This is a genomic window from Pelagibius sp. Alg239-R121, from assembly GCF_947331435.1.
Taxonomy (GTDB): domain Bacteria; phylum Pseudomonadota; class Alphaproteobacteria; order Kiloniellales; family Kiloniellaceae; genus Denitrobaculum.
The window spans coordinates 124,075-149,589 of record NZ_CAMZOF010000008.1 but is presented as its reverse complement, the minus strand read 5'-3'; the positions used below and the strand labels follow the sequence as shown (position 1 = coordinate 149,589).

Sequence of the window (25,515 nt, the reverse complement as noted above, 5' to 3'; positions counted from 1 at the left end):
TGAGGTCAATGTGGAGTTTGAAAAAATCTCATCCACCGGCCTTGACTGACAGCCCATTGCCCCATCGGCATGAAGGCAAAGACACTTCCTTTTGACACATTGTGCAACAACGTTGCACAATCATTCTATATTCACCACGAACCGAGTTGGAAATGACAAAATCAACCATGGGCGTTCGCCTAAGTGAAAAAACTCAAGACCGTCTTGAAGCCCTGGGCAAAACTCGGGACAGATCTCCCCATTACCTGATGAAAGCGGCGATTGAACGCTTTCTGGATGCCGAGGAAGCGCTAGAAGAAGAGCGCCAGCTGATCAAATCCCGCTGGGAGAAATTCGAACTGACCGGGGAAACGCTCGATCACGCCGGTGTAAAAGCTTGGGCGGACGGACTTGGCGATACCTTGCCTAGCAGTGCGGAGAGTGACGAAGCAGGTAATGACTCCGCCTGATGGCTGAGATCAGATGGCTCCCGGAGGCGCTGGACGGCCTCAAGCGCCTTCACGCCTTCATCGATCCCCACAGCCCGCAAGCAGCTGTTCGTGCCATCAAGACCCTGGTCGCGGCGGCCGAAAGCCTCGCGGCTCTCCCCGACCTGGGCCGACCTTGGGATTTGGATACGGATTTCCGCGAACTGCCCGTGCGCTTCGGCGCGCGAGGCTACGTTATTCGTTACCGGAATTTCGAGGACCAAGTTTTTGTCGTGCGGGTCTGGCATGCCCTGGAGGATCGATAGGTCAACACCTTTTCGTTAAGTATCTACTCACAGATATGCCCCCGTCCAATGCACCTTGAGGTTTGTGCATCAAATCCTATGCAGTTAGTTTTAGTTGAAGTGCATTCAGCTAACCCAACAGCGTCGATCAACGGCTCTAGAATATGACCCAATCAATTGTCTTCACCTATACCCGTATCGAACCGGCCCGCTGTAGGAGTTTGGCAAAGGCTATCGGTAAACTAGGGCGCAATGAAAGACCGGGACACTGGATATGGAAGTTTGCAGCTTGGCTTGCGCTTGTGTTCTTGATGATTTGGGTATTGCGATTGGATGCCTTGCAAGAGGTTGAAACAACATCACTGATCGGCGCATTTTCTGCAGGCGTTCTCGTAATGATGATTGTGCGGGTTTGTGTTATTTGGATGACGCATAAAAGGATGTATTCAGCCCTAGAGCAGGGACAAAAACTGCAGGGTCCAATTTCTGTTCAACTCGGGCCGGAGGGTTGCCGTTTTGAGTCTCCTCTCATAAACAGTCATGTCAATTGGCAGGCCGTTGAAGAAATTCTTGATTTGAAAACAGGTACGGGCCTGCGCTCAGGACTGTTCGTCTACCCCCTGCCAAACGAGGCACTCCCCGATGGTATGTCTCCAGAGAATTTCAGAGAAAAACTGGAAGCATGGCGTGCGACCTCGTAAGTCACTTTGGGGCACATTTATTGTTTGAATACTCTACGCGACCTTCTCAACCTCGGTCTTTTTAAGAGGCTTGGTGGGCAAAGGTCATGCCGCTTTGACCGCTGTCAGGAACTTGTCCACTTCGTTGCGCAGCAGTTCGGTCTGCTGTGAGAGTCCCTTTGAAGCATCCAAGACTTCGCCGGCAGCATTACCTGTTTCGACACTGGCCTTGCTCACGTCCGCGATGTTGCTGTCAACTTGTTCGGTACCGCTCGCAGCTTCTTGGGCATTCCGACTGATCTCTCCCGTGGCGGCACCCTGCTCTTCCACCGCAGCGGCTATAGCGCTGGCAACCTCGTTGACCTGGCCGATGGATTTCGTGATCTCTTCGATCGCCCCGACCGCCTCGCCGGTTGCGCCTTGAATTCCAGAGACCTGCTCTGCGATTTCGTCCGTGGCCTTGCTGGTTTGGGAAGCGAGGTTTTTGACCTCAGAAGCGACGACGGCAAAACCCTTACCGGCCTCACCGGCACGGGCTGCTTCGATCGTTGCGTTCAAAGCCAACAGGTTCGTCTGTTCGGCGATGTCGTTGATCAGATTGATCACCTCGCCGACTTTCTGCGATGCCTGGACCAGGCTTTGGACTTTCTGGGTCGCTTGCTCGGCTGCATTGACTGCCGCACCCGCCGTGCTTGACGAGGTGGCGACCTGACTCGAGATCTCGGTGATGGAAGCAGAAAGCTCTTCCGACGCCGCAGCCACGGTCTGAACATTGCTGCTGGCCTGTTGGGAAGCAGCGGCAACCGAACCGGAGCTCTCGCTGGCATTTTGTGCCATCACCGTCATGGACTGCGCCGTCGCGCCCATCTGCTCGGTGGCGGAAACAACGTTGTTGATCACATCTCCGACCTGCTGGTCGAAATCGGAGGTCAGTTGTTCGATGCGCTGTGCGCGCTGTTCACGGGCGGCCCGCTCGGCTTCCTGCTCCGCAGCCAAGCTGTCGGCCTTGATCATATTGTCTTTGAAGACCTGCACGGCGGCCGCCATCTCGCCCACTTCATCGCCGCGTTCGGTACCCGGAATTTCCGTTGACTTATCGCCCTCCGCCAAGCGGCCCATAGCCGCAGTCATCCGACCAATCGGCCCCGCAATGCCGTTACCGGTGACCCAGCCAAAACCCCCACCTAGAACCAGAGCAATGACTATCCCTGAGATGATGAGGACATTGGTCATATTCTCGGTCTCAATATTCTGCTGCTTGCGAATCTCCATCAGGCCTTCTTCTTCTGCTGAAAAATCCGTCATGAGAGCGCGAAACTTATCGAAATAGACTTTACCGCGAGCTTCACCGATCAGATCGGCCATATCGTCCATGGTCATGGCGCTTCCGATCTTGCGGCGCAGTGCGATCATCGGCTCTGTCACTTCGGTCTGCCAGGCCTTGATGGTTTCGTTCACTTCTGCCAACAGCTCGACCTGCGCCGGATTGTCGCTGACAGTTTCGCTCAGCGATGCGGTCAGATCGAAAAATCTGGCCGCCCCCCCTTCATAAGGCGCGAGGAATTCTTCCTTGCCTGCCAGAAGGTAGCCACGCATGCCGGTTTCCATATCGACGGCAGCCGCAATAATGTCGTTAGCTTGGGCGATGACTCTATAGGTGTGTGTCACCCAGCCGATAGTCTGCTCGGCAACCCCGCTCTCGACACTTGATGCTTTCACCAACTCAGCGAAGTCGCTTTCGCGCTGGTCCAACAGCACACGCTCACGCTCGATGAAGGTGGCAATCTGGCTCCGAAACTTGTCAAAAAACGCTTTGCCCTTTGCCTGACCGACGAGGGCGGCCATATCGTTCATGGTCTCAGCGTCGCCGATATCTCGGCGCAACTGGATGGCCGGCTCAGTGACTTCGGCCTGCCATTCGCGAAGAATTTCTTCGACTTCGCCCAGTCGGGCAACCTGCCCGGGGTTGTCGCTCACGGTTTCCTGCAACGACCTGATGCCTTCGTAGGTCGCTTGCTCGCCACTGTTGTAAGGGTCGAGGAATTCATCCTGGCCCGCCAACAGGAAACCGCGCATGCCGGTTTCCATATCAACCGCGGAGGCAACAATTTCGTCGGCCTTGCCCAGAACATTATAAGTATGGTTCACCCAACCTGCGGTCGTCGTGATTTTGCCGATGCTGGTGATCGCGATTGCACCTACAACCAGCATTAAGATCAGAGGTATCGAAATTCCAAAGAGAACTTTCGGCTTCGTTTTAATCGACGACCAATTCATAGCCACTGCCCCAGGGTCAGTTACACACAGATGAAGTTAACGATCACAACTATGTGATAGAGTGGTTACGAATTGTTTGAGATCATCACTAGTTGTTAGGTAATAGCCCAGTGTAGTCAGGTCTTGCCTGGTTAATTTGCACTCCTAACGATATATACTTGTCAATTAATTCTTGCGTATTCAGCACGCTAGGCAGTGCTTTCAATGACTTGTCAGCCGGTATGCGGCTATACGCTACAAGTCCGCAGTGTGCCAAACACTGTATGTCTCAACACCACCTTCGAGCTTCAGCATCGCGCCTCACTGCGCAGTTTATTCAACAAATTCGTGTGCAGTCACTTCCACAAAAATCGTTTGTATACATCTCTGGTAGTTGCCAAGCGTGCATCCCTGGTTCTTCGGCCAGGGCACGCCAGATAGTCTGTGAAAGCACCTACCCTCTCAAACATTTTTACGTCACCGAGTTCCACAATCCGGTAACGGTAATCGCCTTTCTGATTATCCAGACCAAGAACAAACATACAGAATATTGCTCCGTTTTCCTCGGTGTACTTGGCCGTCAATTCATCATCCTAGTCTTCATGAAGAGCCGTATTGTTGGACATAGGACAGTTTGATCAGATCGAATTGGCAGGCACTGAAAACTATGAGGGGAACCAAAAACACAGCGGTCGGAAGCGCTGCCCTCCTCAGACTTTGCAGAAGTGATACACCGTAAGAACTAAGTCTGGTGACCAGCAGAGCTGTGCCCCATCGAGAACCGTTTTTGGGTGGGTATCAAGTGCGAGGCTCAGACGTCAGAGAACAGCCTGCAAGAATATCATCCTTACACAGATATCATGCCAAGCCGCGCCATCTTCGCGGCCATGAAACCCTACATGCCCGCCCTTCTCCAGCAGCAGCGTCCGAACCCGTGAGCTCTGCGTTTCTAGAGCTGGTGCATAGGTCTTCCCGGGGATCCAGGGATCGTTCTTGGCGTGGATCAACAGAGTCGGAACACCAATCGCCTCCAAGAACGGCCCCGACGAACAGCGGCGGTAGTAATCTTCCGCGCCCTCAAACCCATTTGCAGGCGCAACGATCCGATCGTCGTACTGGTAGATGTTTTCAAGCGCCTGCAAAGCCTCCCGCGTCATCCCTATCTGCTCCAACACTTCCACTGAAGTCTCCGCCTTCATGCGTTTTAGCAGGTAATTCTGATAGAGCCGATTGCGCGGGGCCATCATTCGGACTTGCGTCGCCTTCAAATCCAGCGGCGCGGAGACCGAGACCGCGGCCTGCAGCGGAAAGTCGCCGCCGTATTCAGCCAGGAACTTCAGCATCATGTTGGCACCGAGGGAATAACCGGTGAGCACCAAACCCCGAGCGCATAAGGCCGGTTCCTGCTTACTCAAACCAACAAGAAAATCGCGCAGATCTTCGCTGCGTCCGGCGTGGTAATGGAAGCGGCTCGCCGCGGCACCAGGGCCCGCTCCGCGCAGATTCATGCGCACCACCGCGAAGCCCGCCTCAAGCAGCACCCGCGCCGTGTTGCGGATGTAGGCGCTGTCGGCGCAGCCGGTCAGGCCATGGATCAGGAGCGCCAGGGGGCGCTGGTCTGCGCCCTCCCCTCCTTCATGCAACGCGTTCGCGTGGAGTTCGGCGATCAGGCGGTCACCGCTACCGTCGCCCATCTCGATCTCCAGCCGTCTCGACGGCCAGGGCGAGAGGTCGGCGCTGTGCCGGAGGATGTAGTTGCGCAGGGTCTGCAGGTCGCCGCCGATCCAGGGAAAGCGCTCACGGAAAGGTGCCGGCGGCTGCCAGCTCTGCAGATCGAAAACCTGCTTCTTTACCTGGAGATCCAAGCGCTCCCGCCTCCGTGTCGTTACTCGTCTTCCGGCGCGTGATTATCGAGCCAGTCGCGAACAATGCCCGTCTGCGCCGCGTCCATCAACGCCGGAGCATGGGCACAATCGGGGATGACCGCCAGGTCCGCCTTGGGGCCGCGTTCGGTCATCTCCTGCGCGGTTTCCTCCAGCAGCAGGTCGGAGTTTTCGCCGCGCAGCACCAGCGTGGGACAGGTGATGGCATCCCAGAAGGGCCAGAGGATGACGTCATTCAGCTCCACCTGCTTGAAGGCCTCGGCGATACCTGGGTCGTAGTTCAGGCCGAGGCTGCCGTCATCCTTGTCCGTCTCCGTCACGGTGACCTCGGTCAGCTTGCGCCAGTTGTCATCACTCAACGGGCCGAAACCGGCGTAAGTGGTCCGGGCGAAGCTTTCGGCGGCGGCAAAGTCCGCAAAAACCGGCTGGACGCCGACGTAGGTGGCGATGCGTTCCAGCGAGGCCTTGGGGATCAGCGGTCCGGCGTCGTTCAGCACCAGACTTCGGATCGGGCTCTGTGGTTGGGCGGCCAGCATCATGCCGATCAACGCTCCCATGGAGGTGCCGACCCAGTCGACCTGCTCCACATCCAGCCGCGCTATCAGTGCCGCCATATCGCCAAGATACTGCGGGTAGGCATAACCTTTGGGATCGGCCAGCCGGTCGCTGTCGCCGCGCCCGACCACATCGGGACAGATCACCCGGTAGCCCTGGCCAGCCAGATCCGCCGCCAGGGTATCGAAATCCCGGCCGTTGCGGGTCAACCCGTGCACGCAGATCACCGTCCGTCCGTTGTCGTAGGTCCGGCCCTCCGGCAGCCATTCGCGGTAGACGACTTTGTGAAAACCCGTGGCCGAAAGACCGAAGTATCTGTGCAGGGCGGGCGTCATAGAGTCTCCTCGATTACAGTTTCAGGCGGTTCGAACGTTACTTCCAGTTCCGGAGGCGCATCGCCAACCTGAATGAAGGTCTCGGCGTAGAAACCGTTGAAGTGCGAAGCCGCAGAGGAGCTATAGGCGCCCATGCGGTCGATCTCGATCCAATCGCCTTCGCGCACGTCGTCGGGCAGCGAAAACTGGCACGGCAGCACGTCGATGGAATCGCAGGTCGGTCCGTTGATGGTAAAACTCTCCTGCGTTTCCGACACTTCGCCGTCGAAGCGGATCAGGCGCGCCGGAGGCTCTATACCAATCATGCCCAGCTCTGACAGGCTGCCATAGATACCGTCATTGATATAAAGCTGCGACTCTTTCCTAAGGTGCACCTGGGTCAGCAGAGAACAGCCTTCGGCCACCAGCGCCCGGCCCGGCTCGCAGAGGATCTCGACGTCGGGTCCCAGGTTCAGCGCCGCCACGCCCTGGCGGATGGTCTCAAAGAAGTCTTCCAGCGGCGGCGCTTCGACATTGGCGTAGCTGACCGGAAAGCCGCCGCCGACATCCAGGCAGCTCAGCTTCACACCCGCCATCTCGACCACCTCGCCGACGATCTTCAGCGCGGTCGTGAAGGCCTCCGGATAGCAGCACTGCGAACCCACATGAAACGCGATCCCGGTGGCGCAACCGCGTGCCTGGGCCTGCTGAAGGATCGCCGCCGCCTCGATGGGGTTGGCACCAAATTTTGAGGAAAGATGCAGCGCCGTTCCCTCCGCCGGTGGCGTGATGATCCGCACGACGATCACCAGTTCACCGGGATCACCGTCGGCCAGCGCGGTTTCCTGCAGGATCTTCTCCAACTCGTCCGGATGATCGACCACGTAGTGCCGGATGCCGTAGACCCGCCGCGCGGTCTTAATTACCGAGCGGCCCTTGACCGGGTGCATGAAGTAGCAAGTGGCGTCCTCATAGGTCTCGGCGATCTGGGCGATCTCGGGCAGCGACGCGGTATCGAAATGCCGCACACCCGCTTCGTAAAGGCAGCGCAGAATCAACGGATGGGGATTGCACTTCAGCGCGTAGAGTACCGTACCAGGGAAACCCTCGAGAAAGCGCCGGGCGACGTCATGGATGACGTCGGGCCGCAGACAGAAAATCGGGTAGCTCGGCTCCAGCGCCCGGACCACCGCCGCGGCGTCCGCATAGCGTCTCACATCCTTGCGCACTGGCCTTCGTTCCTATCCCGTCGAGAGGCAGAAAATGCCGTTCCGTGTTCAATCGTTCCGCTGTCTCAATCGTTTAAATCAAGAGCGGTCAGACTCTATTCCATATGGTCAGAGCGCGCAAAAAGACATAGGCCATCCCCGAAGTCCAGCGTGACTTCAAAAGCTGTCGCGAATGTTAGTCAAAACGAAGAAAACTTAGTGAGGATCACGCGGGCGCCGCGGAAGATTTCGACATCATCTGAGTCTAGGTACGGATGATGCGCAGGGCCTTTAACTTGGCGCGATCCACATCCTTGAGCCCCCGGGCCAGTGCCTTCACCTCGCTGCCGAGCGTGATGCGGCGGTCCTTCATGTAGCCCTCGTGGTTTTTTTCAATGTCATCGAGGATGTAACGATAGTTGACCATAATGCCGCCCGACTGCTTCAGGCCGTTCGCGGAAGTATCCGCCAACCAGTTCATCTGCTCCAGCCGTGCACCGTTTTTCAGATGAAAGCGTGCCACGGGGTCGATCGGAAAACCCTTGTCCTGGCGCGTATGAAAATAGGCGGTGCAGAGCCGCATCAGGGGCCCACGGACCGTCTCTTCGATCACCGGGTCCTGGAACCAGTGGGCATCCGCCAAAATCGCATTCAAAGCCTCGAGCGTGTCGTCGCTGCCGCCCAATGTCCTGATGCCACTGCGCTCTGTTTCTTGCAGAAAAACATCGATTTTTTCCGGTTCGTCATTGTCCAGCCAACGGCGGAACCCAGGTACGGGCGAGAGCGTCGAAAAGGTCTTAAGACCGGGAAGATCGGATGCCAGACTCTGGACTGCCTGTTTGATCAGGTGATCGCCAAAGGTCACGCCGCGCAGCCCGCGCTGAGTGTTGGAGATGGAGTAAAAGATTGCCGTATCGGCCGCACTCGGATCAACCTGCGGTGCGGTCTCATCCAGCAGAGTCTGAACATTCCGCGCTATACCTTTGACCAGCGCCACTTCGACAAAGGTTAGCGGCTCCTCAGGCATGCGCGGATGAAACAGTGCAAAGCATCGCCGGTCGGAATCCAATCGGTTCCGCAGATCATCCCAGGAACGGATTTCGTGCACCGCTTCATAGGCGATCAGTTTTTCCAGCAGTGCCGCAGGCGAATCCCAGGTGATCCGCACCAGATCGAGAAAACCTGGATCGAACCAGGAAGACAGCAGGTCGCGCAGATCATGATCAAGTCCACGCAGGTAGGGATCGCCGTTACTCAAATGCAGCAGATCCGCCCGCAGATCGACCAGAAACTTCACACCTTCCGGCAAGCCGTTGAACTGTTTCAGCAAACGGACACGGGGCGGAATCACCACGCGGCGCAAACGTTCTTCGGCATTGAGCTTGGCGTCAGGATCGGCCTCGAATTGATAGTCGGCGATTGCTTTGGCCACCACATCTGGGTCCAGGGCATATTCACGCGCCAGCGTGGAGAGGAAATTGGCCTTACCTTCCGCGTCCAGCTCAAGGTAGCTTTTGCCCAATTCGGCGGCCCGCATCCGCGCGGAAACCTCGCCACCGCGCGCCTCCAAGCATTCGGCCATCAGCTTACGGACAGTTTTCTCATCGCCGTTTGCCACGGGCGCCGCTTTCAGTCCCACTGAACGGGCCGCAGAGTTAGCAATATCGCGCCACGCACCCGCCAGATTGGAAAGCGTACGTTCAACCAGCGTTTCTGACTCGGGTACCGCCATTCAACCACCTCTTTTCGAACTTCCGGCCCCTGCCCGCTAGATTTGGCTGGGAACCGCCGCCACCAATCCTACCATGGATTTATTGCATCATTGTGCGTGGTAGCCACAGTGCGATTTCTGGGACAAGACAGAGGATGATAATACCTAAAACCATACAGAACATGAACGGCAGCGCCCCCCACAGGATGGTCGGCAAACGAACATCCGGCGCGATTCCATTGATCACGTAGAGATTCAAGCCGACAGGCGGGGTGATCAAACCAATTTCCATGTTGATGGTCAGGACCACTGCGAACCAGATGGGGTCGAAACCGGCGGCTTCGATAATCGGCACCAGGGTCGGTGCCGTCATCAGGATCACAGCGACCGGCGGCAGAAAGAAACCGGCAATCAGCAGAAAGATGTTGATGCAGAACATCAAGACCCAGCGGTTGACCTCCAGCTCGCCGATCCAGATTGCCAGAGACTGGGTGATGAAGAGTGACGACATCATATAGCTAAAGAGGGCCGCGGCGGCGATGATCATCATGATCATGACCGATTCCCGCATGGACTCCTTAAAAATCTGCCAGAAAGCGACAGGTCTCCACATGCGGTAGATAACCGCGACCACGATGATACAGAAGACCGCTCCTACACCAGCCGCCTCCGAGGGAGTCGCGACCCCCCCATAAAGCACCCAGAGAATACCGGCGATAATGATCAAAAACGGCAGAACCTTCGGCAGGATTTCGAAGCGCTGGCGCAGGGTGAAGTGCGCCGAGGCATCGGCAAAACGATAGCCGCCGCGCCAGGCCGCATAGAGGCCCCAGGCCGTGAAGAGCGCTGTCAGCAGCAATCCCGGCAGCAACCCAGCCAGAAACAGTCGGCCGATCGAGGTTTCAGTCGCGATGCCATAGACGATCATGGTGACCGACGGCGGAATCAAAATGCCGAGAGTTCCACCCGCAGCGATCGAACCGGTGGCAAGGCCGCTCGGATACCCCCGCTTGCGCATCTCAGGGATGCCCATCTTGCCGATCGCTGCGCAGGTGGCCGGCGAAGAACCTGAAAGTGCCGCGAAGATTGCACAGGCACTGATATTGGAGACCAGCAAGCCGCCCGGCACCTTGTAGAGCCAGCGGTCGAGCGCTTCGTAGAGATCACTGCCCGCGCGTGACGATGCAATTGCAGATCCCATAACAATGAACATAGGGATAGACAACAGCGCAAAGCTGTCGATACCACCATAAAAAATCTGCGGAATGACATCCAAGGCCCCCATACCATCGAACACCAGCAGAAAACCAACGGCGACGATGCCAAGGGAAAAGGCAACGGGGGTGCCGGACATCAGGATGACGATGGTCACGGCGGCGACCAGAATGCCAAGGGCCAAGGGACTCATCGCTTAACCCTCCTCGGGAGAAAGGCCGAAGGGCATATCCCGCCCAGTGATCAACGAAAGCATGTCAGCCACGTATTGCAGCGACAAAAGCCCCATTCCCAACGGCATGGCGATATAGGGAATCCAGAGCGGCGGCGCCCAGACGGTCTCGCCGTGCCAGTTGCCGACCCAGGCCTCCTCCCACCAAATCACTCCCCTCCATGCGATGATGACACAGAATACCAAAGACAACATCGAAGACAGCAGGGCCAGAACCACTCTCCCCTTGTGGCCCAGGTACAATGGCATGAGGTCCACGTTGACGTGGCCGCGGGTCAGCAAGACGTAGGGACCGCCTAAAAAAGTGGCGCCGATCAGGCTGAAGGTGACGAACTCGTGCTGCCAAATGGCGGATTCACCCAGGGCATAGCGTACGACGACCAGATGGCAAACCACGATGACCGAGGCGATCAGGAGCAAGACAGAGGCAACGCCGCAGACCACGGACAGCCGGCGCACGGATTCTATGAACAGATTCATGGAATAAAACTCTTATCGACGCAGAAAATGCATCAAGCCGCGTTTCCTGCGAGAGGTCACAACAGCAAAGCTTGAGGTGGAAAGCGGACCGGCAGCCTTTTACGCGCGCACCGGTCCCGCTCTCCAAAAAGATCTATTCGACGGCCAAAGCCTTCTCGATCAGCTCCTTACCGCCGGGAACCTTCTCGGCGAAGTTCTTGTAGGAGGAAGCTTTGGCGATAGCGACCCACTTAGCATGCTGCTCTGACGACATGCCGACCACCTTCACGCCGGCGTTCTTGTAAGCATCGACCAACTTTTGATCGAGCCCCTTCGCCGCATCGAAGAAGTAGTCTTCCGCAATCTTGCCGGCTGCCATGAAAGCTTCTTTTTGCTTGTCGTCCAGCTTGCCCCAGGTCTTCTTCGACATCAGGATCGGCTCGTACATGAACCAAAGCGCATTGGCGCCGGGTTCGGTTAGGCAGGTAACCTGCTCGTAGATGCGATAGGAGACGAAGCTGCCGGAACTTGTGTTGGCGCCATCCAGAACGCCCGTCTGCAGACCTGTATAGATTTCGGAACTGGGCATGGCATTGATCGACGCACCTGCAGCTACCAGCATTTGTTCAAACGCCGGACCGGCTGCGCGGAGCACCTGGCCCTTTGCGTCAGTCGGGTCGAGAATGCACTCCTTTTTGGAGGCAAAGCCGCCGGCCAGCCAGGCGTCGGAAATCACCACGACGCCAGCGTCGTCGATGATCTTTTTAATATCGTCCATGAAAGCCGAGTCATTCAGCCGCTTGGCGTGATCATGGTTTTTGACCAGACCAGGCATCAAAGTCGAGCTGAACTGAGGATGCTTCCCGCTGGCATAATCGAGCGGGAAAGCAGAGACGTCGAGCTGTCCCTTGACCATGGCGTCCCATTGTTGCTTTGGCTTAAACAGCGACTTACCCGGATAAACCTGCATCGTAACGCCGACGCCGGCCTTTTCGACCTCGCGCTTAATAATCTGAACCATCTCGTCACGCACGTCGCCCTTGCCGCCCGGCCATTGGTGCGAGGCTTTCAGTTTTATATCCGCCGCAAAAACAGACGTGGAAACCGCCGCAATTGCCGCGGCGCTCACGAATCCGGTCAGGAAACCCGTTAGCTTTTTCATATTTTCCTCCCTTTTTGCGGCCTCAAAACCAGGCCGCATTCATCTTGTTTCTGGTTGCGAGCCTATCCCGGTCCGATTTTAGAGTCCAGTCTTGTATACAAGAATTAACTTTGTGTATTCTTGAAACAGGAATTTGGATGCGGTACACCTGATCCATGAAACAAGAACCAACCCGGCTCGCTGACGATCTGCGCCGCCGCCTCGAAGGCGAAATCCTTGCAGGCGAGCTGTCGCCCGGCGACCGGCTGGACGAAACCAAGCTGGCCGCCCGTTTCTCTGTGTCGCGTACGCCGGTACGGGAAGCACTCCAACAGTTGGCGACCGCAAAGTTGGTCGAACTGCGGCCCCGGCAAGGCGCGGTCGTGGCGGCAGTCACGGTTCAGGAACTGTTACAGATGTTCGAGGTGATGGCAGAATTGGAAGCACTCTGTGCCGGCCTGGCTGCGCGTCGTATGACACCTGATGAACGCCAACAGCTCGAAGAAAGTCACCGACGTTGTGCGGCTATAGCCAAGGAAGGCAACGTGGATGCCTATTATGAAGAAAACCGGGTTTTCCATGAGACCCTCTACGCCGGCGCCCACAACGAATTTCTCGAAAACATGACGTCCAACACCCGCAACCGCCTTTCCCCCTACCGGCGTTTTCAACTGCACCATCCAGGGCGCATTCGAAAATCGTTGGAAGAACACGCCTCCGTGGTCGAAGCCGTTCTCGCTGGTGAGTCTGAAGAAGCCACGAAACGCATGCGCGGCCACGTGAGCATTCAGGGCGACGTCTTTTCCGATCTGGTTTCTTCTCTACCGCCATCTTATGTTCAGGTTCCGGTCGAACGGGCGCGGACTGGGTAAGGTTTAAATTAATCCAGGACCCGACCAAGAGCTTCTTGCAGAAGCTCCATTGAGAATGAAGCGATGAACCAGAACCTCTACAGCCGACTTTCTAGCCACTTCCCGAAAGACCTTTCCCGGACCTTTATTGAGACGGCTGACGCGACGCTCTACAGCTACTCCGATCTTGTTGCCATCTCAGGCCGCATTGCACGCCTAATGTCAGATCTCGGCGTCGAAAAAGGTGACCGGGTGGCGGTTCAGGTCGAAAAATCGCCCGAAGCCATCTTTCTCTATCTGGCTTGTGTTCGGATCGGTGCGATCTATCTGCCTCTGAACACCGCCTACAAAGAATCCGAAGTCTCTTACTTTCTCGGCGATGCAGAGCCGAAGCTTGTGGTTTGCCGTCCGGCGAGCGAAACCGCAATAACGCCGATTGCCAAAAGTGCCGGTGTCGGCCAGGTGCTCACCCTGGGACAGCAAGTCGACGGCACGCTGATTGAGCACAGCAAAGACTTGGATCCGGAGGTCGGCTGTATCGACTCCCAAGCCGATGATGTTGCAGCCATCCTCTATACCTCCGGCACCACAGGACGCTCAAAGGGCGCCATGTTGAGTCACCGAAACCTGGCCTCCAACACCGAAACTCTTCACAAGCTCTGGGGTTTTCAGCCAAACGACGTACTGCTGCATGCTTTGCCGATCTTTCACACACATGGTCTTTTCGTCGCCACCAACTGCGTACTGTTAAATGGCGGTAAAATCCTGTTCCTGAATAAGTTCGATGCCGACAAGATGATCGAACTTATGCCACGCGCTACCGTTATGATGGGGGTACCGACCTTTTACACGCGCCTTCTGACAGATGTGCGCTTTACTGCCGAAGTCTGCAGCAAAATGCGTCTCTTCATCTCCGGTTCCGCCCCCCTGCTGGAAGAAACCTTCGGAGAGTTTCAGGCGCGCACGGGCCACACGATCTTAGAGCGCTACGGCATGACCGAAACCAACATGAACACCTCGAACCCGCTGGACGGCGAACGCCGCGCGGGCACGGTCGGCTTTCCTCTGCCTGATGTCGAAGTACGGGTCGCAGATGACGAAGGCCATATTCTGGGCGCCAACGAGACCGGCGTTCTTGAGGTTAAGGGTCCGAACGTCTTTCGGGGCTATTGGCGCATGCCGGAAAAGACCGCCTCTGAATTCCGTCAGGACGGTTTCTTCATTACTGGTGATGTCGCCAAAATCGACGAGCGCGGCTATGTACATATCGTCGGCCGCGCCAAAGACCTGATCATCTCCGGCGGCTTCAACGTCTATCCGAAGGAAATCGAGCTTTGCGTCGACGCTATTGAAGGAGTTGGGGAATCCGCTGTCATAGGCCTGCCTCACCCGGACTTCGGCGAAGCTGTAATGGCCGTCGTTACCTGCAAGAACAGCGCGGCTCTGAATGCCCAGGGCATCATCGATGCGGTCAAAAACGATCTCGCTAACTTCAAGGTGCCGAAGAGAGTCGTCTTCCTCGACGAACTGCCCCGCAACTCAATGGGCAAAGTCCAGAAAAACGTCCTGCGGGAAACCTACAAGGACAGCTTTAACGCCTAAGCCGCCGCGCGCGCGGCAAGCCCCTCGTCAGCGGTCAGGCCCAGCATGATGTTGAGGTTTTGCACCGCTGCACCCGAAGCACCTTTGCCGAGATTGTCGAGTTGGGCGATCAGCACCGCCTGCTCTAAATCCTCGTCACCAAATACATACAACCGCATGTCGTTAGTGCCGTTCAGGGCCTCAGGATCGAGCATGCCCTGTGCCGCCGACGCCTCCTCAAGGCCCGCCACCGAAACGAACCGCTGACCTGCGTAATGCGCAGTCAACGCGGAATGAACCGCGGCCACCGATGGTTTACCCGGCAAAGCACCGAGTTGCAGGGGCACCTGAACCAGCATCCCCTGACGGTAGCGCCCGACGCTGGGCACGAAGATCGGCCGCTGGGTCAGCCCGGAGCGCACGACAATTTCCGGCACGTGCTTATGATGTAACCCCAGGCCATAACTGTGGTAGGTCCGGGTGACGAAATTGGGCGAAGCCTCATCTTCATAAGCCTCGATCATGCTGCGGCCGCCGCCACTGTAGCCCGAGACCCCGTTGATGGTGAGCGCACTATCCGCGGGCAGCAGTCCGGACTCGATCAGCGGTTGGATCAGGGCAATCGCCCCCGTCGAATAACAACCCGGGTTACTGACGAAGCGTGCCTTGGACACCCGCTCTTCCTGTCCTGCATCGAGTTCGGGAAAACCGAAGACCCAGTTCGCGTCGGTCCGGTGGGCCGTGCTGGCGTCGATCACCCGTACATCAGGGTTTTCCAGAAGACTAACGGCTTCGCGTGCAGCCGCATCAGGCAGACAGAGTACTACCAGATCGGCGCTGTTCAGCAGGCGTGCGCGGTGGACGGGATCCTTTCGCTGCGAATCGTCGAGACTCAGCAGTTCGATTGAACTCCGTTCCTGCAGCCGCGCCCGGATCTGCAACCCGGTCGTACCTGCCTCACCGTCAATAAATACCCGCGCGCCCATCGGGCCGCCTCCTTCTTACAGATGAAATTCTCACGAAGTTGTCGTACAGGCCGTGACGGATAGCAAGTTTTTTGGCCGAATGGCCGCTATGCATGCGGTTTCTGTGCACATTCTAAGGTAGGGTTTAAGCCCCGCGTCGGAACAGCAACTGGAAGGTTGATCATGCATCTGGAAGGCTCGTGCCATTGTAAAGCGGTGACCTTCACCGTCGATTGCCCGCATCCAGCACCCTATATGCGCTGTTACTGTACAATCTGCCGCAAAACCGGCGGCGGCGGCGGATATGCGATAAACCTGGGTGCCGACTTCGAAAGCCTCGGTATTGAAGGCAAGGAGAATATCCGCGTCTATCAGGCAATCAACGAAGATCCGGAAACCGGAAAAGCCACCAAGAGTCCCGCCGAACGCAGCTTTTGTGGTCTCTGCGGCACGGCCCTTTGGGTTTGGGACCCACGCTGGTCCGATCTGGTGCATCCCTTCGCGTCAACAATAGACAGCGAGCTTCCCGTGGCCCCGACGCATAATCACATCATGTTGGACTTCAAGGCATCCTGGGTGCCGGTGGAGAAATCGAAAGGCGACGGCAGCTTTCCAGCCTATCCAGATGAGTCGCTGGCGGCTTGGCATAAACGGATGGGTTTGGTGAAGGAGTAACTCACCTACAGTCCGTTCGCGTGCACCCATCACGCTGCTTTGCGTGTCACCTGAGTCCGCCGACCGGCCATCACTGTCGCGACCACAGCCAGAGCGAAGACAACCTCGATCCAGCCGACCTGTTCCGAGAGCAGGAGTACCGAAGCGAGAAGAGTGACGAAAGGTTGCACCAACTGCAACTGCCCGACACGGGCGATCCCGCCAAGAGCCAGACCATGGTTCCAGGCGAAGAAACCCAGAAACTGGCTGAAGAAGGCAACGTAGAGAAAACCGCTCCAGGCCGTCATGCTCGCATCCCAGTTCACAGGACCTGCAGTCAGTAGGACAAGCAACGAAAGGAAGGGTATGGCAATTACAAGTGCCCAGCAGATTACCTGCCATCCCCCCAGATCACGCGCCAGGACACCACCTTTTGCATAGCCGACGGCAGCACAGACAACTGCGATCACGAGCAACAAATCACCGAACTCGACGCCGCCAAAGCCACCGCCACGAAGCACCACGAAAGCGAAGACGAGAGCGGCGCCGGCAAGACTGAAAAGCCAAAAGGCAATGGAAGGACGTTCACCGCCAAACATCGACCCGGCCATTGCCGTCGCCAGCGGCAGCACAGCCAGAACCACGCCGCCGTGCGCCGCCGGAACCGTCTGCATGGCGACGGTCGCGAAGACAGGAAAGCCGAACACAATTCCGCCGGAGGTGATAGCCAGATTTGCCCAGTGTTTTCGCGCGGGCACTCTTGTGCGCGTGACGAGAAGCAGAACCCCGGCACAAAGCGCAGCAGGCACTGCGCGGCCGAGACCGACGAAGATCGGATCGAGTTCAGCGACCGCAATTCTCGTGGTCGGCAGGGTTAAGCCGAAAATCAGAACGCCGAGCAGACCATAGAGCAGGCCTTCGGCATCGCGGGAGCGCGCGTCTTTCACTTCATCTTCCAGTTCTAAGGGAGTGCCGCTGACCCGCGCTCAATCCCGCTTAACCGAGCATTAATCTCAACCATCGCCCGAAACGCGGGACGCGACATAGGCCTGCAGATGGCAGTAAGCCATATCGAGCATCGGCGTGTCGATTCCGTTATTATCTCCGCGCGACACCATGTCGCCGACGATATGATCAGCCTCGACCTCCGCACCGTTCTCCATGTCTCTCAGCATGGAAGACTTCTGGACCGCGCTCTTGTTCGTGAGGAAACCGTAGGTGTCGTCGAGAAACTTCTGACCTAGCGCGAAACCTTCAGCATCAGCAACGGCGACACACTCTTCAAGCATGGCCCGGGTATAGCCTGCCCCGCGTTTAGTTTCGACGACGGCGTCCATACCACTCCGCATCAAGCAGGTCATGCCCGCCAGCGTTGTCAGCAGTGCCCACTTCTTCCAGAGATCCACGCGGATTCGTTCGCTCAGTTTACTGTCGAAACCGGCCGGCTCGAGCAGCGCCGCAACAGCCTCGCAGCGTTCGCTTCGGGTCCCATCGAGTTCACCGAAAGTTACTCGATGCAGTTTGCTCATGTGTTTGACCAGTCCGTCGCCAGTCAGGGTCACCGCAAGATGGCAGAGACCGCCCAAAACCTTGTCGTTGCCAAAACGGTCGACCAGCCGATCGATGTGCGCCATACCATTCAGCAACGGCAGAATAAGGCTCCCCTCACCCACCGCGGGCGCGATGTCCTCCAACGCCTGCTCCAGGTGATAAGCCTTACAGCTCAGCAAGATCAAATCGTAAGGCGCATCGATCTGATCCGACCTCAGGCTTTTGACCTGAAGTTCGGCATTGCCAAAGGGACTCTCAATCCGCAGCCCCTCTTTTCCTAGCTCTTCTGCCCGTCGCGCACGAACGAGGAAAGTCACATCTGCGCCTCCTTCCGCGAGACGGCCGCCAAAGTACCCACCGGTTCCACCGGCACCCAACACCAGGATTCGCATCGACAGCTTCCGTATAATATAGTAGATTAATTCCACTTTATTAGATATTCAACGCCTGTCAAGCAACGCCGACATGTTAACTCGATCACGCACGAAATCCGCAATTTCCCGAAGGAATATCACCGCGCTCATGACAAGATCACAAAGCCTGGATGCCCCGATCGCGGACTCGATCCGGCGCCTGCGAAGCGAACAAGGTCTGAGCCTGGAAGCCCTGGCAGGCAAGGCCGAGGTCAGCAAATCCATGATCTCCAAGATCGAGCGCGGCGAAACCAGCCCGACTGCCAACACACTAGGACGCCTGGCAGAAGCCTTGGATGTCAGCCTTTCGCAGCTCATGGGTGTTCAGGAAAAGCGTGAAGTCATTGTCATGCGCAAATCCGAGCAACCCCTGTTCAAAAGCGATGACGGCAGCTTCCAACGCCGCTGTCTTTCACCGATCTTCCCCGCCAGAGGCGTGGATTTCGTGCTGAACAAACTTGCCGCCAAATCGCGCAGCGAACTTGCCGTCGGCCATAAGCAGGGTGTTGACGAGCATCTCTACGTCGCAGGAGGCCGCCTGCTCGTCCATCTGGGCGATGCCGCGTATGACCTGGAGGCCGGTGACAGTCTTTACTATCACGCCGATGTTGCCCATGAATTCGAGAACCCGGGCGATGAGGAAACAACCTTCTTCATCGTCATCGACAGCTCGGGCCTGCGGAAATAAACCTAGGCTGAACCGGCCCACTATTCCTTAAGTTGCTCTGGTTCCGCGGCCTGCAGGTTTCGTGCATGGCCCTGGCGTGACTGGATCTCGATAAAGATCCGTTTGATCTCGGTGTGATCGGCTTTGATCTGACTCTCCAGCTCCGAGATCGTACCCTCAATCTGGTCAGCAGTTACAGTGTTGGCAAAGTCGATGCTGATGTTGACCAAAACGTCGGCGGGCCCCATGTGCATGGTCAGAATTTCGTTGATGCCCGTGATCTCCTTAATTCCGCCAAGCTTCGTTCGGATCGCAGCAACGATATCCTCATCGGCGCTTTCCCCGATCAGAAGGCCTTTGGTTTCATAAGCCAGGACCACGGCGGCAAGCGCCAGAACCACACCGATCGTCATGGAGGCAACGCCGTCCAGAACCGGCATGTTCAGATAGTCGGCCAGGAAGATCCCGATCAGCGCCACGATCAAACCGAGCATGGCTGCGGTATCTTCGAGCAGCACGGTAAAGATCGAAGGGTCCTTGCTGTGTAGCAGCGCGCGCAGCATCGAACGGCGCCCGACCCCGCGCTTGAATTCCTTGAAGGCAATGTACCAGGCGGCCCCTTCGAACAGGATGGCGGCGCACAACACCAGATAATTAATGTAGACGTCAGACACCGGGTGCGGATGCAGGGTCTTTTCCACACCCTCGTAAAACGAAACGCCGGCCCCTACGGCAAAGATCAGGATCGCGACCACAAAGGCCCAGAAATAAATTTCCTTGCTGTAACCAAAAGGATGCCGTGCGTCCGAAGGCCGTTCGGCCCGGCGCATCCCGTAGAGCAGTAACGCTTGATTGCCTGTGTCGACAGAGGAATGGATCGCTTCACTGAACATCGCGGAAGACCCGGTGAAGGTCGCAGCCGTGAATTTCGTGATCGCAATCAGTGAGTTTCCGGCCAAAGCCGCGTATATAACCTTCTTAGACCCTTGAGCCGCCATGCGCGCGAATCCATCTGTTCATCTAAAAACAACGTTCAGAGAGTCATAGCAAGCTTTGGTCCAAATGGCATTACGTCGAATTTTCGCGAGTAAAGCAGCTGCCGTGCCGGCTGCAGGAAAAGCAGCATTGTGGGAGAACACCGCATGAAGCGGGCTTTGCGTTATGGCCTGTGGGGTCTTGGCTTGATTCTCATCGTCGCAGCCGGTGGCTTCTTCTGGCTAAGAACCTCCCTGCCCCAATTGGATGGCGAGGCGACGCTCGCCGGACTCGATAGGCAGGTGGTGGTTTCACGAGATAATGACGGTGTTGTCAGGATCGTAGCGCAATCTGACCTGGATGCCTACCGGGCACTCGGCTATCTCCACGCTCAGGATCGTCTTTGGCAGATGGATTTCATGCGTCGGAGCGGCGCTGGACGCCTGTCGGAAGTAGTGGGAGGTGCGACGCTTCGTATCGACAAGATCATGCGAACCCTCGGCATTTACACACTGGCGGAAGCAAGTTACGGCAAGCTCTCACCAGAGGTCAGAACAGCGATTGACGCCTACACCGCCGGCGTCAATGCCTATATCGAAACCGCCAAAGGCGCCTGGCCGCTTGAATTTTATCTGCTGCGCTACAGTCCCGAGCCCTGGAAGCCCGCGGACTCGCTGGTCTGGGGCCGGCTTATGGCGATCCAGCTTTCGGGCAACTGGCGCAGCGAGTTGCTGCGCGCCCGGTTGGGTGAAATTTTGAAACCGGAACAGATCCGCGCCCTCTGGCCAGATTATCCCGCAGATGCGCCGGTGGCGCTGGCTGGTCTCGACCGCAAGGCCGCGCTAGATCCTCTGGGCAGTTTGCCCTGGGCCCTGGCGCCAAAAGACGCCTCTAACTCCTGGGTGCTCTCCGGCGCGAAAACAACCTCCGGCAAGCCGATCCTCGCCAATGACCCTCATCTTTCGTTGGATGCTCCAGGTCTCTGGTACCTGGTCGATATACAGACGCCGAACGGCCGGCTGCGCGGAGCCTCGGCACCGGGTGTGCCTTTTGTTGTGCTCGGACAGAACGACAACGTTGCCTGGGGATTCACAACAACTCACAGCGACACCCAGGACCTCTTCGTCGAAAAATTCGATCCGGAGAACCCGTCTCACTACATCACTCCACAAGGTTCAATTGCGTTCAAAACCCGGGAAGAGGTGATCAAGGTGCGCGATGAAGAAGACGTCGTACTGACGGTCCGTCGCAGCCGGAACGGCCCTATATTGGACGAAATGACCGGCGTGCGGGAAGTTGCGAGCGCGTCCACTGCAGCAGGAACAGAAGCTGAAACGGCCCTCGCCCTGGCCTGGCCGGCGTTACGGGATGACGATCTGATCCCACAGGCAATTCATGGCTTCAATAAGGCCCGCAACTGGACGGAATTCCTCGCCGCCAGCCGTTTCTTTCATTCGCCACAGCAGAACATCGTCTATGCCGACCGGGCCGGCGAAATCGGGCTGGTAGTGCCCGGGCGCGTACCGTTGCGCGCCAGCGGCGACGGCCGCGTGCCTGTGCCAGGCTGGACGGACGACTACACCTGGACCGGCTTTGTTCCTTTCGAAGAGCTGCCTCAAGGCAAAAACCCAGCCAGCGGGTTCTATGTCGTTGCGAACAATAAGATCGTCGACGACGACTATCCGCATCTCATCACGGCTGACTGGCCGAGCCAATATCGCGCGGCAAGGATACAAGAGGTGCTGCAAGTCACACCAAAAGGAACGATCGAGCAGTCCCTGGCACTTCAAAACGATATCCTGTCGGTTCCGGCGCGCAGCTTGATGCCGCTGTTGCTCAAGACCATGCCGCGCTCTGACTCTGCACGCGAGGCCCTGGCACTTTTGTCGGACTGGGACTTCAAACTGGATCGAATGAGGCCGGAACCGCTGATCTACAACAATTGGCTCAACAAGTTAAATGCCGCGCTTTTGCAGGATGAGCTTGGGCCCGAATTCAGCAGCTTCCGAAGGCCCAAAACCGAGTTGGTCCTGCGTGTGCTCTCCGGCGGCACGGCCGCATCGGAACCTGCATTGGACTGGTGCGATGATGTAAACAGCACGACGCCCGAAAGCTGCGCGGACATTCTTGCTCTCTCCCTCGATCGGGCTTTGGAGGAAATCACCGCAACCTTTGGCGAGGATATGACAGCCTGGCGCTGGGGCGATGTTCATCGCGCTACCCTGCCCCACCCGATCCTCAGCCGTATTCCGGTCCTCCGCGACCTTTTTGATATCAGCGTTGAAACCGATGGGGGCAGCGAAACGGTCAAACGGGCGGGGGTCAGTTTCAATGGACCGATCGGCAAACGCTTCAACGACCGTCACGGCGCCGGTTATCGGGCCGTGTACGATCTGTCGGACCCGGAAAACTCACGCTTTATGATCTCAACGGGACAATCGGCCAACCCGCTGTCGCCTTATTACGGTAGCTTCACGGAACGCTGGCGCGACGGGAAATACGTGAAAATCGACAAAAACATAAACGCCCCTCATCGACTCGTCCTAAACCCTGAGAAACGCTAGACCGGATCATGTTTAGTCGGAGCCACCTAGTGGTTCGTCAAAACATGACAATCCGTTCTAAATCGCATGGTCGGAGTAAATTTACCGGGACGACGGTTCGCCTATGACGATTCCGTCTAACCCGGATCTACTCTAGAATAAGATCGAACCGGCTAAACGCGTATCATGCTCTCCACACACGCAGCTGAGATGCTGAAACAGATTTCATTTTATAGTTCAAAATGGAACAATCGGGCTTACCACACACCGAGCCAAGGAATTCGGTGACGAACGAGGGAAACGACTATGGCAGTACAAGCGCCCGTCTTCGGCGGCGTTCTGGACGCGATCGGCAACACGCCGCTGATCGAAGTGACGCACATGGATACCGGCCCCTGCAGGCTGTTCCTAAAGCTCGAAAGCCAGAATCCCGGTGGATCGATTAAGGATCGCATCGGTAAGTCGATGATCGAAGCTGCCGAAAATGACGGAAGCTTGAAACCGGGCGGCAAGTTGATCGAAGCGACTGCAGGCAATACCGGACTTGGTCTGGCATTGGTCGCGGCTCAGAAGGGCTATCAACTCACTTTGATCGTGCCCGACAAGATGGCGCAGGAAAAAATCTTCCATCTCAAGGCGTTGGGCACCGAAGTCATCCTGACCCGCTCGGACGTCGGCAAAGGCCATCCGGAGTATTATCAGGATATGGCCGAGCGCATCGCCGCGGAGACCGGCGCCATCTTCGTCAACCAATTCGACAATCCCGCCAATCCCTACGCCCACGAGACGACAACCGGACCGGAGATCCTGGAACAGATGGATGGTGACCTGGACGCCATGGTCTGCGGCGTCGGTTCCGGCGGCACCATTACGGGACTGGGACGTTATTTCGCGAAGGCTTCACCCAAAACCGAAATGGTCCTTGCCGATCCGGAAGGCTCAATACTGGCTGAATACATTAATACCGGAAACGTCTCGGAAGACGTCGGTTCCTGGGTGGTCGAGGGAATAGGTGAAGATTTCATCCCGCCGGTGTCTGACCTGTCGCTCGTCAAGTCAGCCTACACCATCAGTGATCAGGAAGCCCTGATGACCGCTCGCGAACTTCTTACGAAAGAAGGCATCCTGGCAGGTTCCTCTTCGGGAACCTTGATCTCGGCCGCCCTGCGCTACTGCCGCGACCAGACCGAACCAAAACGGATCGTCACCCTAGTCTGCGACAGCGGCAACAAGTATCTCTCAAAGATGTTCAACGACTTCTGGATGCTGGACCAGGGCTTTATCAAGCGCGAGCAGCACAACGACCTGCGCGACCTGATCAGCCGCCTGCACGAAAAGCACGCCACTGTGCTGGTCAACCCTGATGACATGCTTCTGGTGGCCTATGGACGCATGAAGCTCTATGACGTTTCACAACTTCCTGTCCTGGACGAGGCAGGCAGAGTGGTCGGCATTATCGACGAAAGTGATATTTTGCTGGCGGTTTCGGAAAACGAGGACCATTTCAAAAACAAAGTCGGCGCAGCCATGACCAGCAAGCTGGAAACGGTTCAGGTCGGCGCGTCCATGGAAGCCCTGCTTCCGATTTTCAATAAGGATATGGTCGCCATCGTACTCGAAGGCGACACCTTCCTGGGACTTATCACGCGGATCGATCTTCTGAACTATCTGCGCCGCAGATTGAAGTAGGGTAAAATGCCAGACAGCTCACACAAACCGACTGCGAAGACCAATCGGGCAAGTTTTGAAACCCGCGTAATTCACGCTGGGCAAAGTCCCGACCCCTCCACCGGCGCCATCATGCCGCCAATCTACGCCACCTCGACCTATGTTCAGGAGAGCCCGGGCGTCCACAAGGGTTACGAATACAGTCGCTCGCAGAACCCGACCCGCATGGCGTACGAGCGCTGCATCGCCGATCTGGAAAGCGGCACGGTGGGGTTTGCCTTTGCTTCAGGCCTGGCGGCCATCGGTACCGCGCTCGAGCTTCTGGACAGCGGCAGCCACATCATCGCCATGGATGATCTTTATGGTGGCTCCTACCGCCTGTTCGAAAATGTCCGCAAGCGCTCGTCCGGACTGGATTTCAACTTCGTCGACATGACCGACCTCGCCGCCCTGGAATCGGCAATTCGCGCGGAGACCAAGATGATCTGGGTGGAGTCTCCCACTAACCCGCTTCTGAAACTGGTTGATCTGGAGGCCATCGCGACCCTCGCCCGAGAGCGCGGCATTATCTGCGTCTGCGATAACACCTTTGCCTCGCCGTGGGTTCAGCGGCCGATCGAACTGGGCTTCGACATGGTGATGCATTCGGCGACCAAGTACCTTAACGGCCACTCGGACATGGTCGGCGGTGTGCTGGTGGTCGGCGACCGTCCCGAAATCATCAAGCAGATGACCTATCTGCAAAACGCCGTAGGCGCCGTTCAAGGGCCATTTGATTCCTTCCTCGCCCTGCGCGGGCTGAAGACCCTCGCCCTGCGCATGGAACGCCATTGCTCTTCGGCACAGAAGATCGCCGATTACCTCGAGGCCCATCCCAAGATCGAAAAGGTCTATTACCCGGGCCTCGCCAGCCATCCCCAGCACGATCTCGCCAAGCGCCAGATGCATGCTTATGGAGGTATGGTGACGGCGGTCCTGAAAGGTGGGTTGGACGACGCCCGCCGCTTCCTGGAGCGAGTCGAAATCTTTGCCCTGGCTGAGAGCCTGGGCGGTGTCGAAAGCCTGGTCGAGCATCCGGCCATCATGACTCACGCCTCGATCCCAATCGAAAACCGTGAGGCACTCGGCATCAGCGACGGTCTGGTGCGGCTATCGGTGGGTGTCGAGGGTGTCGACGATCTGATTGCGGATCTGGAGCAGGCGCTGATTTGAGGCCCCTGCCCTCGTCACGCGGCGAGCGCTGCTTCCATATAACCCAAGCGCGCAGAAGGCGGCCAAGAG

The 25,515-nt window shown here is 57.2% G+C and carries 22 protein-coding genes; 10 read left to right on the top strand and 12 right to left on the bottom strand.

All coding sequences use genetic code 11. From position 1 onward, the window contains the following. Window positions 1-152: 152 nt before the first annotated feature. The 3 genes from QMZ18_RS24910 (at window position 153) to QMZ18_RS24900 (ending at window position 1,413) form a co-directional block, all read left to right on the top strand. Window positions 153-449 carry a CopG family ribbon-helix-helix protein gene (locus QMZ18_RS24910; RefSeq protein WP_282609082.1) on the top strand — a complete coding sequence of 99 codons (297 nt, stop codon included), beginning with the start codon at window positions 153-155 and terminating at the stop codon, window positions 447-449. Then, window positions 449-733 (top strand): type II toxin-antitoxin system RelE/ParE family toxin, encoded by a 285-nt coding sequence (locus tag QMZ18_RS24905; protein ID WP_282609081.1) that lies wholly within the window; start codon window positions 449-451, stop codon window positions 731-733. The genes QMZ18_RS24910 and QMZ18_RS24905 overlap by 1 nt, the downstream gene beginning before the upstream one ends. A 143-nt stretch (window positions 734-876) precedes the next feature. Then, entirely contained in the window at window positions 877-1,413 is a 537-nt protein-coding gene (locus tag QMZ18_RS24900) for a hypothetical protein (protein ID WP_282609080.1), read from the top strand. Window positions 1,414-1,497: 84 nt separating this feature from the next. On the opposite strand, the gene QMZ18_RS24895 is transcribed toward QMZ18_RS24900, so the two are convergent. The 8 genes from QMZ18_RS24895 to dctP all read right to left on the bottom strand — a co-directional run bounded on the left by QMZ18_RS24895 (window position 1,498) and on the right by dctP (window position 12,387). Further along, on the bottom strand, window positions 1,498-3,669 hold the full coding sequence (locus tag QMZ18_RS24895; RefSeq protein ID WP_282609079.1) for a methyl-accepting chemotaxis protein: 2,172 nt from the start codon (window positions 3,667-3,669) through the stop codon (window positions 1,498-1,500). A 797-nt stretch (window positions 3,670-4,466) separates the two neighbouring features. Then, complete coding sequence (locus QMZ18_RS24890; protein WP_282609078.1) at window positions 4,467-5,513, bottom strand: YheT family hydrolase; 1,047 nt, start codon at window positions 5,511-5,513, stop codon at window positions 4,467-4,469. 20 nt (window positions 5,514-5,533) lie between these two features. After that, window positions 5,534-6,421, bottom strand: coding sequence for an alpha/beta fold hydrolase (locus tag QMZ18_RS24885; RefSeq protein WP_282609077.1), 888 nt, complete (start codon window positions 6,419-6,421; stop codon window positions 5,534-5,536). After that, window positions 6,418-7,629 (bottom strand): type III PLP-dependent enzyme, encoded by a 1,212-nt coding sequence (locus tag QMZ18_RS24880; RefSeq protein ID WP_282609076.1) that lies wholly within the window; start codon window positions 7,627-7,629, stop codon window positions 6,418-6,420. Before QMZ18_RS24880 ends, QMZ18_RS24885 begins: the two co-directional genes overlap by 4 nt. Before the next feature lie 244 nt (window positions 7,630-7,873). After that, window positions 7,874-9,340, bottom strand: a complete 1,467-nt coding sequence (locus QMZ18_RS24875) for a malonyl-CoA decarboxylase (protein WP_282609075.1) — start codon at window positions 9,338-9,340, stop codon at window positions 7,874-7,876. Window positions 9,341-9,419: 79 nt separating this feature from the next. Continuing rightward, a complete protein-coding gene (locus QMZ18_RS24870) occupies window positions 9,420-10,727 on the bottom strand; it encodes a TRAP transporter large permease (RefSeq protein ID WP_282609074.1) in 1,308 nt (435 codons plus the stop codon). A gap of 3 nt (window positions 10,728-10,730) precedes the next feature. Next, the gene (locus QMZ18_RS24865; RefSeq protein WP_282609073.1) at window positions 10,731-11,246 is read right to left on the bottom strand and encodes a TRAP transporter small permease; all 516 of its coding nucleotides are present in this window, start codon (window positions 11,244-11,246) and stop codon (window positions 10,731-10,733) included. Window positions 11,247-11,379: 133 nt separating this feature from the next. Further along, on the bottom strand, window positions 11,380-12,387 hold the full coding sequence (gene dctP, locus QMZ18_RS24860) for a TRAP transporter substrate-binding protein DctP (protein WP_282609072.1): 1,008 nt from the start codon (window positions 12,385-12,387) through the stop codon (window positions 11,380-11,382). Between the two features lie 155 nt (window positions 12,388-12,542). Here dctP and QMZ18_RS24855 point away from each other — a divergent pair, with 155 nt between their 5' ends. Next, entirely contained in the window at window positions 12,543-13,238 is a 696-nt protein-coding gene (locus QMZ18_RS24855; RefSeq protein ID WP_282609071.1) for a GntR family transcriptional regulator, read from the top strand. A 63-nt stretch (window positions 13,239-13,301) separates the two neighbouring features. After that, window positions 13,302-14,819 carry a malonyl-CoA synthase gene (locus QMZ18_RS24850; protein WP_282609070.1) on the top strand — a complete coding sequence of 506 codons (1,518 nt, stop codon included), beginning with the start codon at window positions 13,302-13,304 and terminating at the stop codon, window positions 14,817-14,819. On the opposite strand, the gene argC is transcribed toward QMZ18_RS24850, so the two are convergent. Further along, window positions 14,816-15,784, bottom strand: a complete 969-nt coding sequence (gene argC, locus QMZ18_RS24845) for an N-acetyl-gamma-glutamyl-phosphate reductase (RefSeq protein WP_282609069.1) — start codon at window positions 15,782-15,784, stop codon at window positions 14,816-14,818. The genes QMZ18_RS24850 and argC overlap by 4 nt on opposite strands. A 162-nt stretch (window positions 15,785-15,946) precedes the next feature. On the opposite strand from argC, the gene QMZ18_RS24840 reads away from it, so the two are divergent. Continuing rightward, on the top strand, window positions 15,947-16,438 hold the full coding sequence (locus QMZ18_RS24840) for a GFA family protein (RefSeq protein WP_322097274.1): 492 nt from the start codon (window positions 15,947-15,949) through the stop codon (window positions 16,436-16,438). Between the two features lie 29 nt (window positions 16,439-16,467). Here QMZ18_RS24840 and QMZ18_RS24835 read toward each other — a convergent pair whose 3' ends face one another. Together QMZ18_RS24835 and panE are read right to left on the bottom strand one after the other, a co-directional pair. After that, complete coding sequence (locus QMZ18_RS24835) at window positions 16,468-17,364, bottom strand: DMT family transporter (protein ID WP_282609067.1); 897 nt, start codon at window positions 17,362-17,364, stop codon at window positions 16,468-16,470. 66 nt (window positions 17,365-17,430) lie between these two features. Continuing rightward, window positions 17,431-18,360, bottom strand: a complete 930-nt coding sequence (gene panE, locus QMZ18_RS24830; protein ID WP_282609066.1) for a 2-dehydropantoate 2-reductase — start codon at window positions 18,358-18,360, stop codon at window positions 17,431-17,433. Window positions 18,361-18,490: 130 nt separating this feature from the next. Between panE and QMZ18_RS24825 the strand changes: the two genes are divergently transcribed. Continuing rightward, window positions 18,491-19,069 (top strand): helix-turn-helix domain-containing protein, encoded by a 579-nt coding sequence (locus tag QMZ18_RS24825; protein ID WP_282609065.1) that lies wholly within the window; start codon window positions 18,491-18,493, stop codon window positions 19,067-19,069. Between the two features lie 20 nt (window positions 19,070-19,089). Here the strand turns inward: QMZ18_RS24825 and QMZ18_RS24820 are convergent, their stop codons facing one another. After that, window positions 19,090-20,046 (bottom strand): cation diffusion facilitator family transporter, encoded by a 957-nt coding sequence (locus QMZ18_RS24820; RefSeq protein ID WP_282609064.1) that lies wholly within the window; start codon window positions 20,044-20,046, stop codon window positions 19,090-19,092. 144 nt (window positions 20,047-20,190) lie between these two features. On the opposite strand from QMZ18_RS24820, the gene QMZ18_RS24815 reads away from it, so the two are divergent. From QMZ18_RS24815 to QMZ18_RS24805, 3 genes are all read left to right on the top strand, one after another. Beyond that, the gene (locus QMZ18_RS24815; protein WP_282609063.1) at window positions 20,191-22,587 is read left to right on the top strand and encodes a penicillin acylase family protein; all 2,397 of its coding nucleotides are present in this window, start codon (window positions 20,191-20,193) and stop codon (window positions 22,585-22,587) included. 285 nt (window positions 22,588-22,872) lie between these two features. After that, complete coding sequence (locus tag QMZ18_RS24810; protein ID WP_282609062.1) at window positions 22,873-24,255, top strand: pyridoxal-phosphate dependent enzyme; 1,383 nt, start codon at window positions 22,873-22,875, stop codon at window positions 24,253-24,255. A 6-nt stretch (window positions 24,256-24,261) separates the two neighbouring features. Next, window positions 24,262-25,446, top strand: coding sequence for a PLP-dependent aspartate aminotransferase family protein (locus QMZ18_RS24805; RefSeq protein ID WP_282609061.1), 1,185 nt, complete (start codon window positions 24,262-24,264; stop codon window positions 25,444-25,446). The last annotated feature ends 69 nt before the right edge of the window (window positions 25,447-25,515 follow it).

What these genes read in the sequence shown, in the direction of transcription:
- QMZ18_RS24910 (WP_282609082.1), top strand. Translation starts at nt 153, where the DNA reads ATGACAAAATCAACCATGGGCGTTCGCCTAAGTGAAAAAACTCAAGAC.
- QMZ18_RS24905 (WP_282609081.1), top strand. Translation starts at nt 449, where the DNA reads ATGGCTGAGATCAGATGGCTCCCGGAGGCGCTGGACGGCCTCAAGCGC.
- QMZ18_RS24900 (WP_282609080.1), top strand. Translation starts at nt 877, where the DNA reads ATGACCCAATCAATTGTCTTCACCTATACCCGTATCGAACCGGCCCGC.
- QMZ18_RS24895 (WP_282609079.1), bottom strand. Translation starts at nt 3,669, where the DNA reads ATGAATTGGTCGTCGATTAAAACGAAGCCGAAAGTTCTCTTTGGAATT.
- QMZ18_RS24885 (WP_282609077.1), bottom strand. Translation starts at nt 6,421, where the DNA reads ATGACGCCCGCCCTGCACAGATACTTCGGTCTTTCGGCCACGGGTTTT.
- QMZ18_RS24875 (WP_282609075.1), bottom strand. Translation starts at nt 9,340, where the DNA reads ATGGCGGTACCCGAGTCAGAAACGCTGGTTGAACGTACGCTTTCCAAT.
- QMZ18_RS24870 (WP_282609074.1), bottom strand. Translation starts at nt 10,727, where the DNA reads ATGAGTCCCTTGGCCCTTGGCATTCTGGTCGCCGCCGTGACCATCGTC.
- QMZ18_RS24865 (WP_282609073.1), bottom strand. Translation starts at nt 11,246, where the DNA reads ATGAATCTGTTCATAGAATCCGTGCGCCGGCTGTCCGTGGTCTGCGGC.
- dctP (WP_282609072.1), bottom strand. Translation starts at nt 12,387, where the DNA reads ATGAAAAAGCTAACGGGTTTCCTGACCGGATTCGTGAGCGCCGCGGCA.
- QMZ18_RS24855 (WP_282609071.1), top strand. Translation starts at nt 12,543, where the DNA reads ATGAAACAAGAACCAACCCGGCTCGCTGACGATCTGCGCCGCCGCCTC.
- QMZ18_RS24850 (WP_282609070.1), top strand. Translation starts at nt 13,302, where the DNA reads ATGAACCAGAACCTCTACAGCCGACTTTCTAGCCACTTCCCGAAAGAC.
- argC (WP_282609069.1), bottom strand. Translation starts at nt 15,784, where the DNA reads ATGGGCGCGCGGGTATTTATTGACGGTGAGGCAGGTACGACCGGGTTG.
- QMZ18_RS24840 (WP_322097274.1), top strand. Translation starts at nt 15,947, where the DNA reads ATGCATCTGGAAGGCTCGTGCCATTGTAAAGCGGTGACCTTCACCGTC.
- panE (WP_282609066.1), bottom strand. Translation starts at nt 18,360, where the DNA reads ATGCGAATCCTGGTGTTGGGTGCCGGTGGAACCGGTGGGTACTTTGGC.
- QMZ18_RS24825 (WP_282609065.1), top strand. Translation starts at nt 18,491, where the DNA reads ATGACAAGATCACAAAGCCTGGATGCCCCGATCGCGGACTCGATCCGG.
- QMZ18_RS24820 (WP_282609064.1), bottom strand. Translation starts at nt 20,046, where the DNA reads ATGGCGGCTCAAGGGTCTAAGAAGGTTATATACGCGGCTTTGGCCGGA.
- QMZ18_RS24815 (WP_282609063.1), top strand. Translation starts at nt 20,191, where the DNA reads ATGAAGCGGGCTTTGCGTTATGGCCTGTGGGGTCTTGGCTTGATTCTC.
- QMZ18_RS24810 (WP_282609062.1), top strand. Translation starts at nt 22,873, where the DNA reads ATGGCAGTACAAGCGCCCGTCTTCGGCGGCGTTCTGGACGCGATCGGC.
- QMZ18_RS24805 (WP_282609061.1), top strand. Translation starts at nt 24,262, where the DNA reads ATGCCAGACAGCTCACACAAACCGACTGCGAAGACCAATCGGGCAAGT.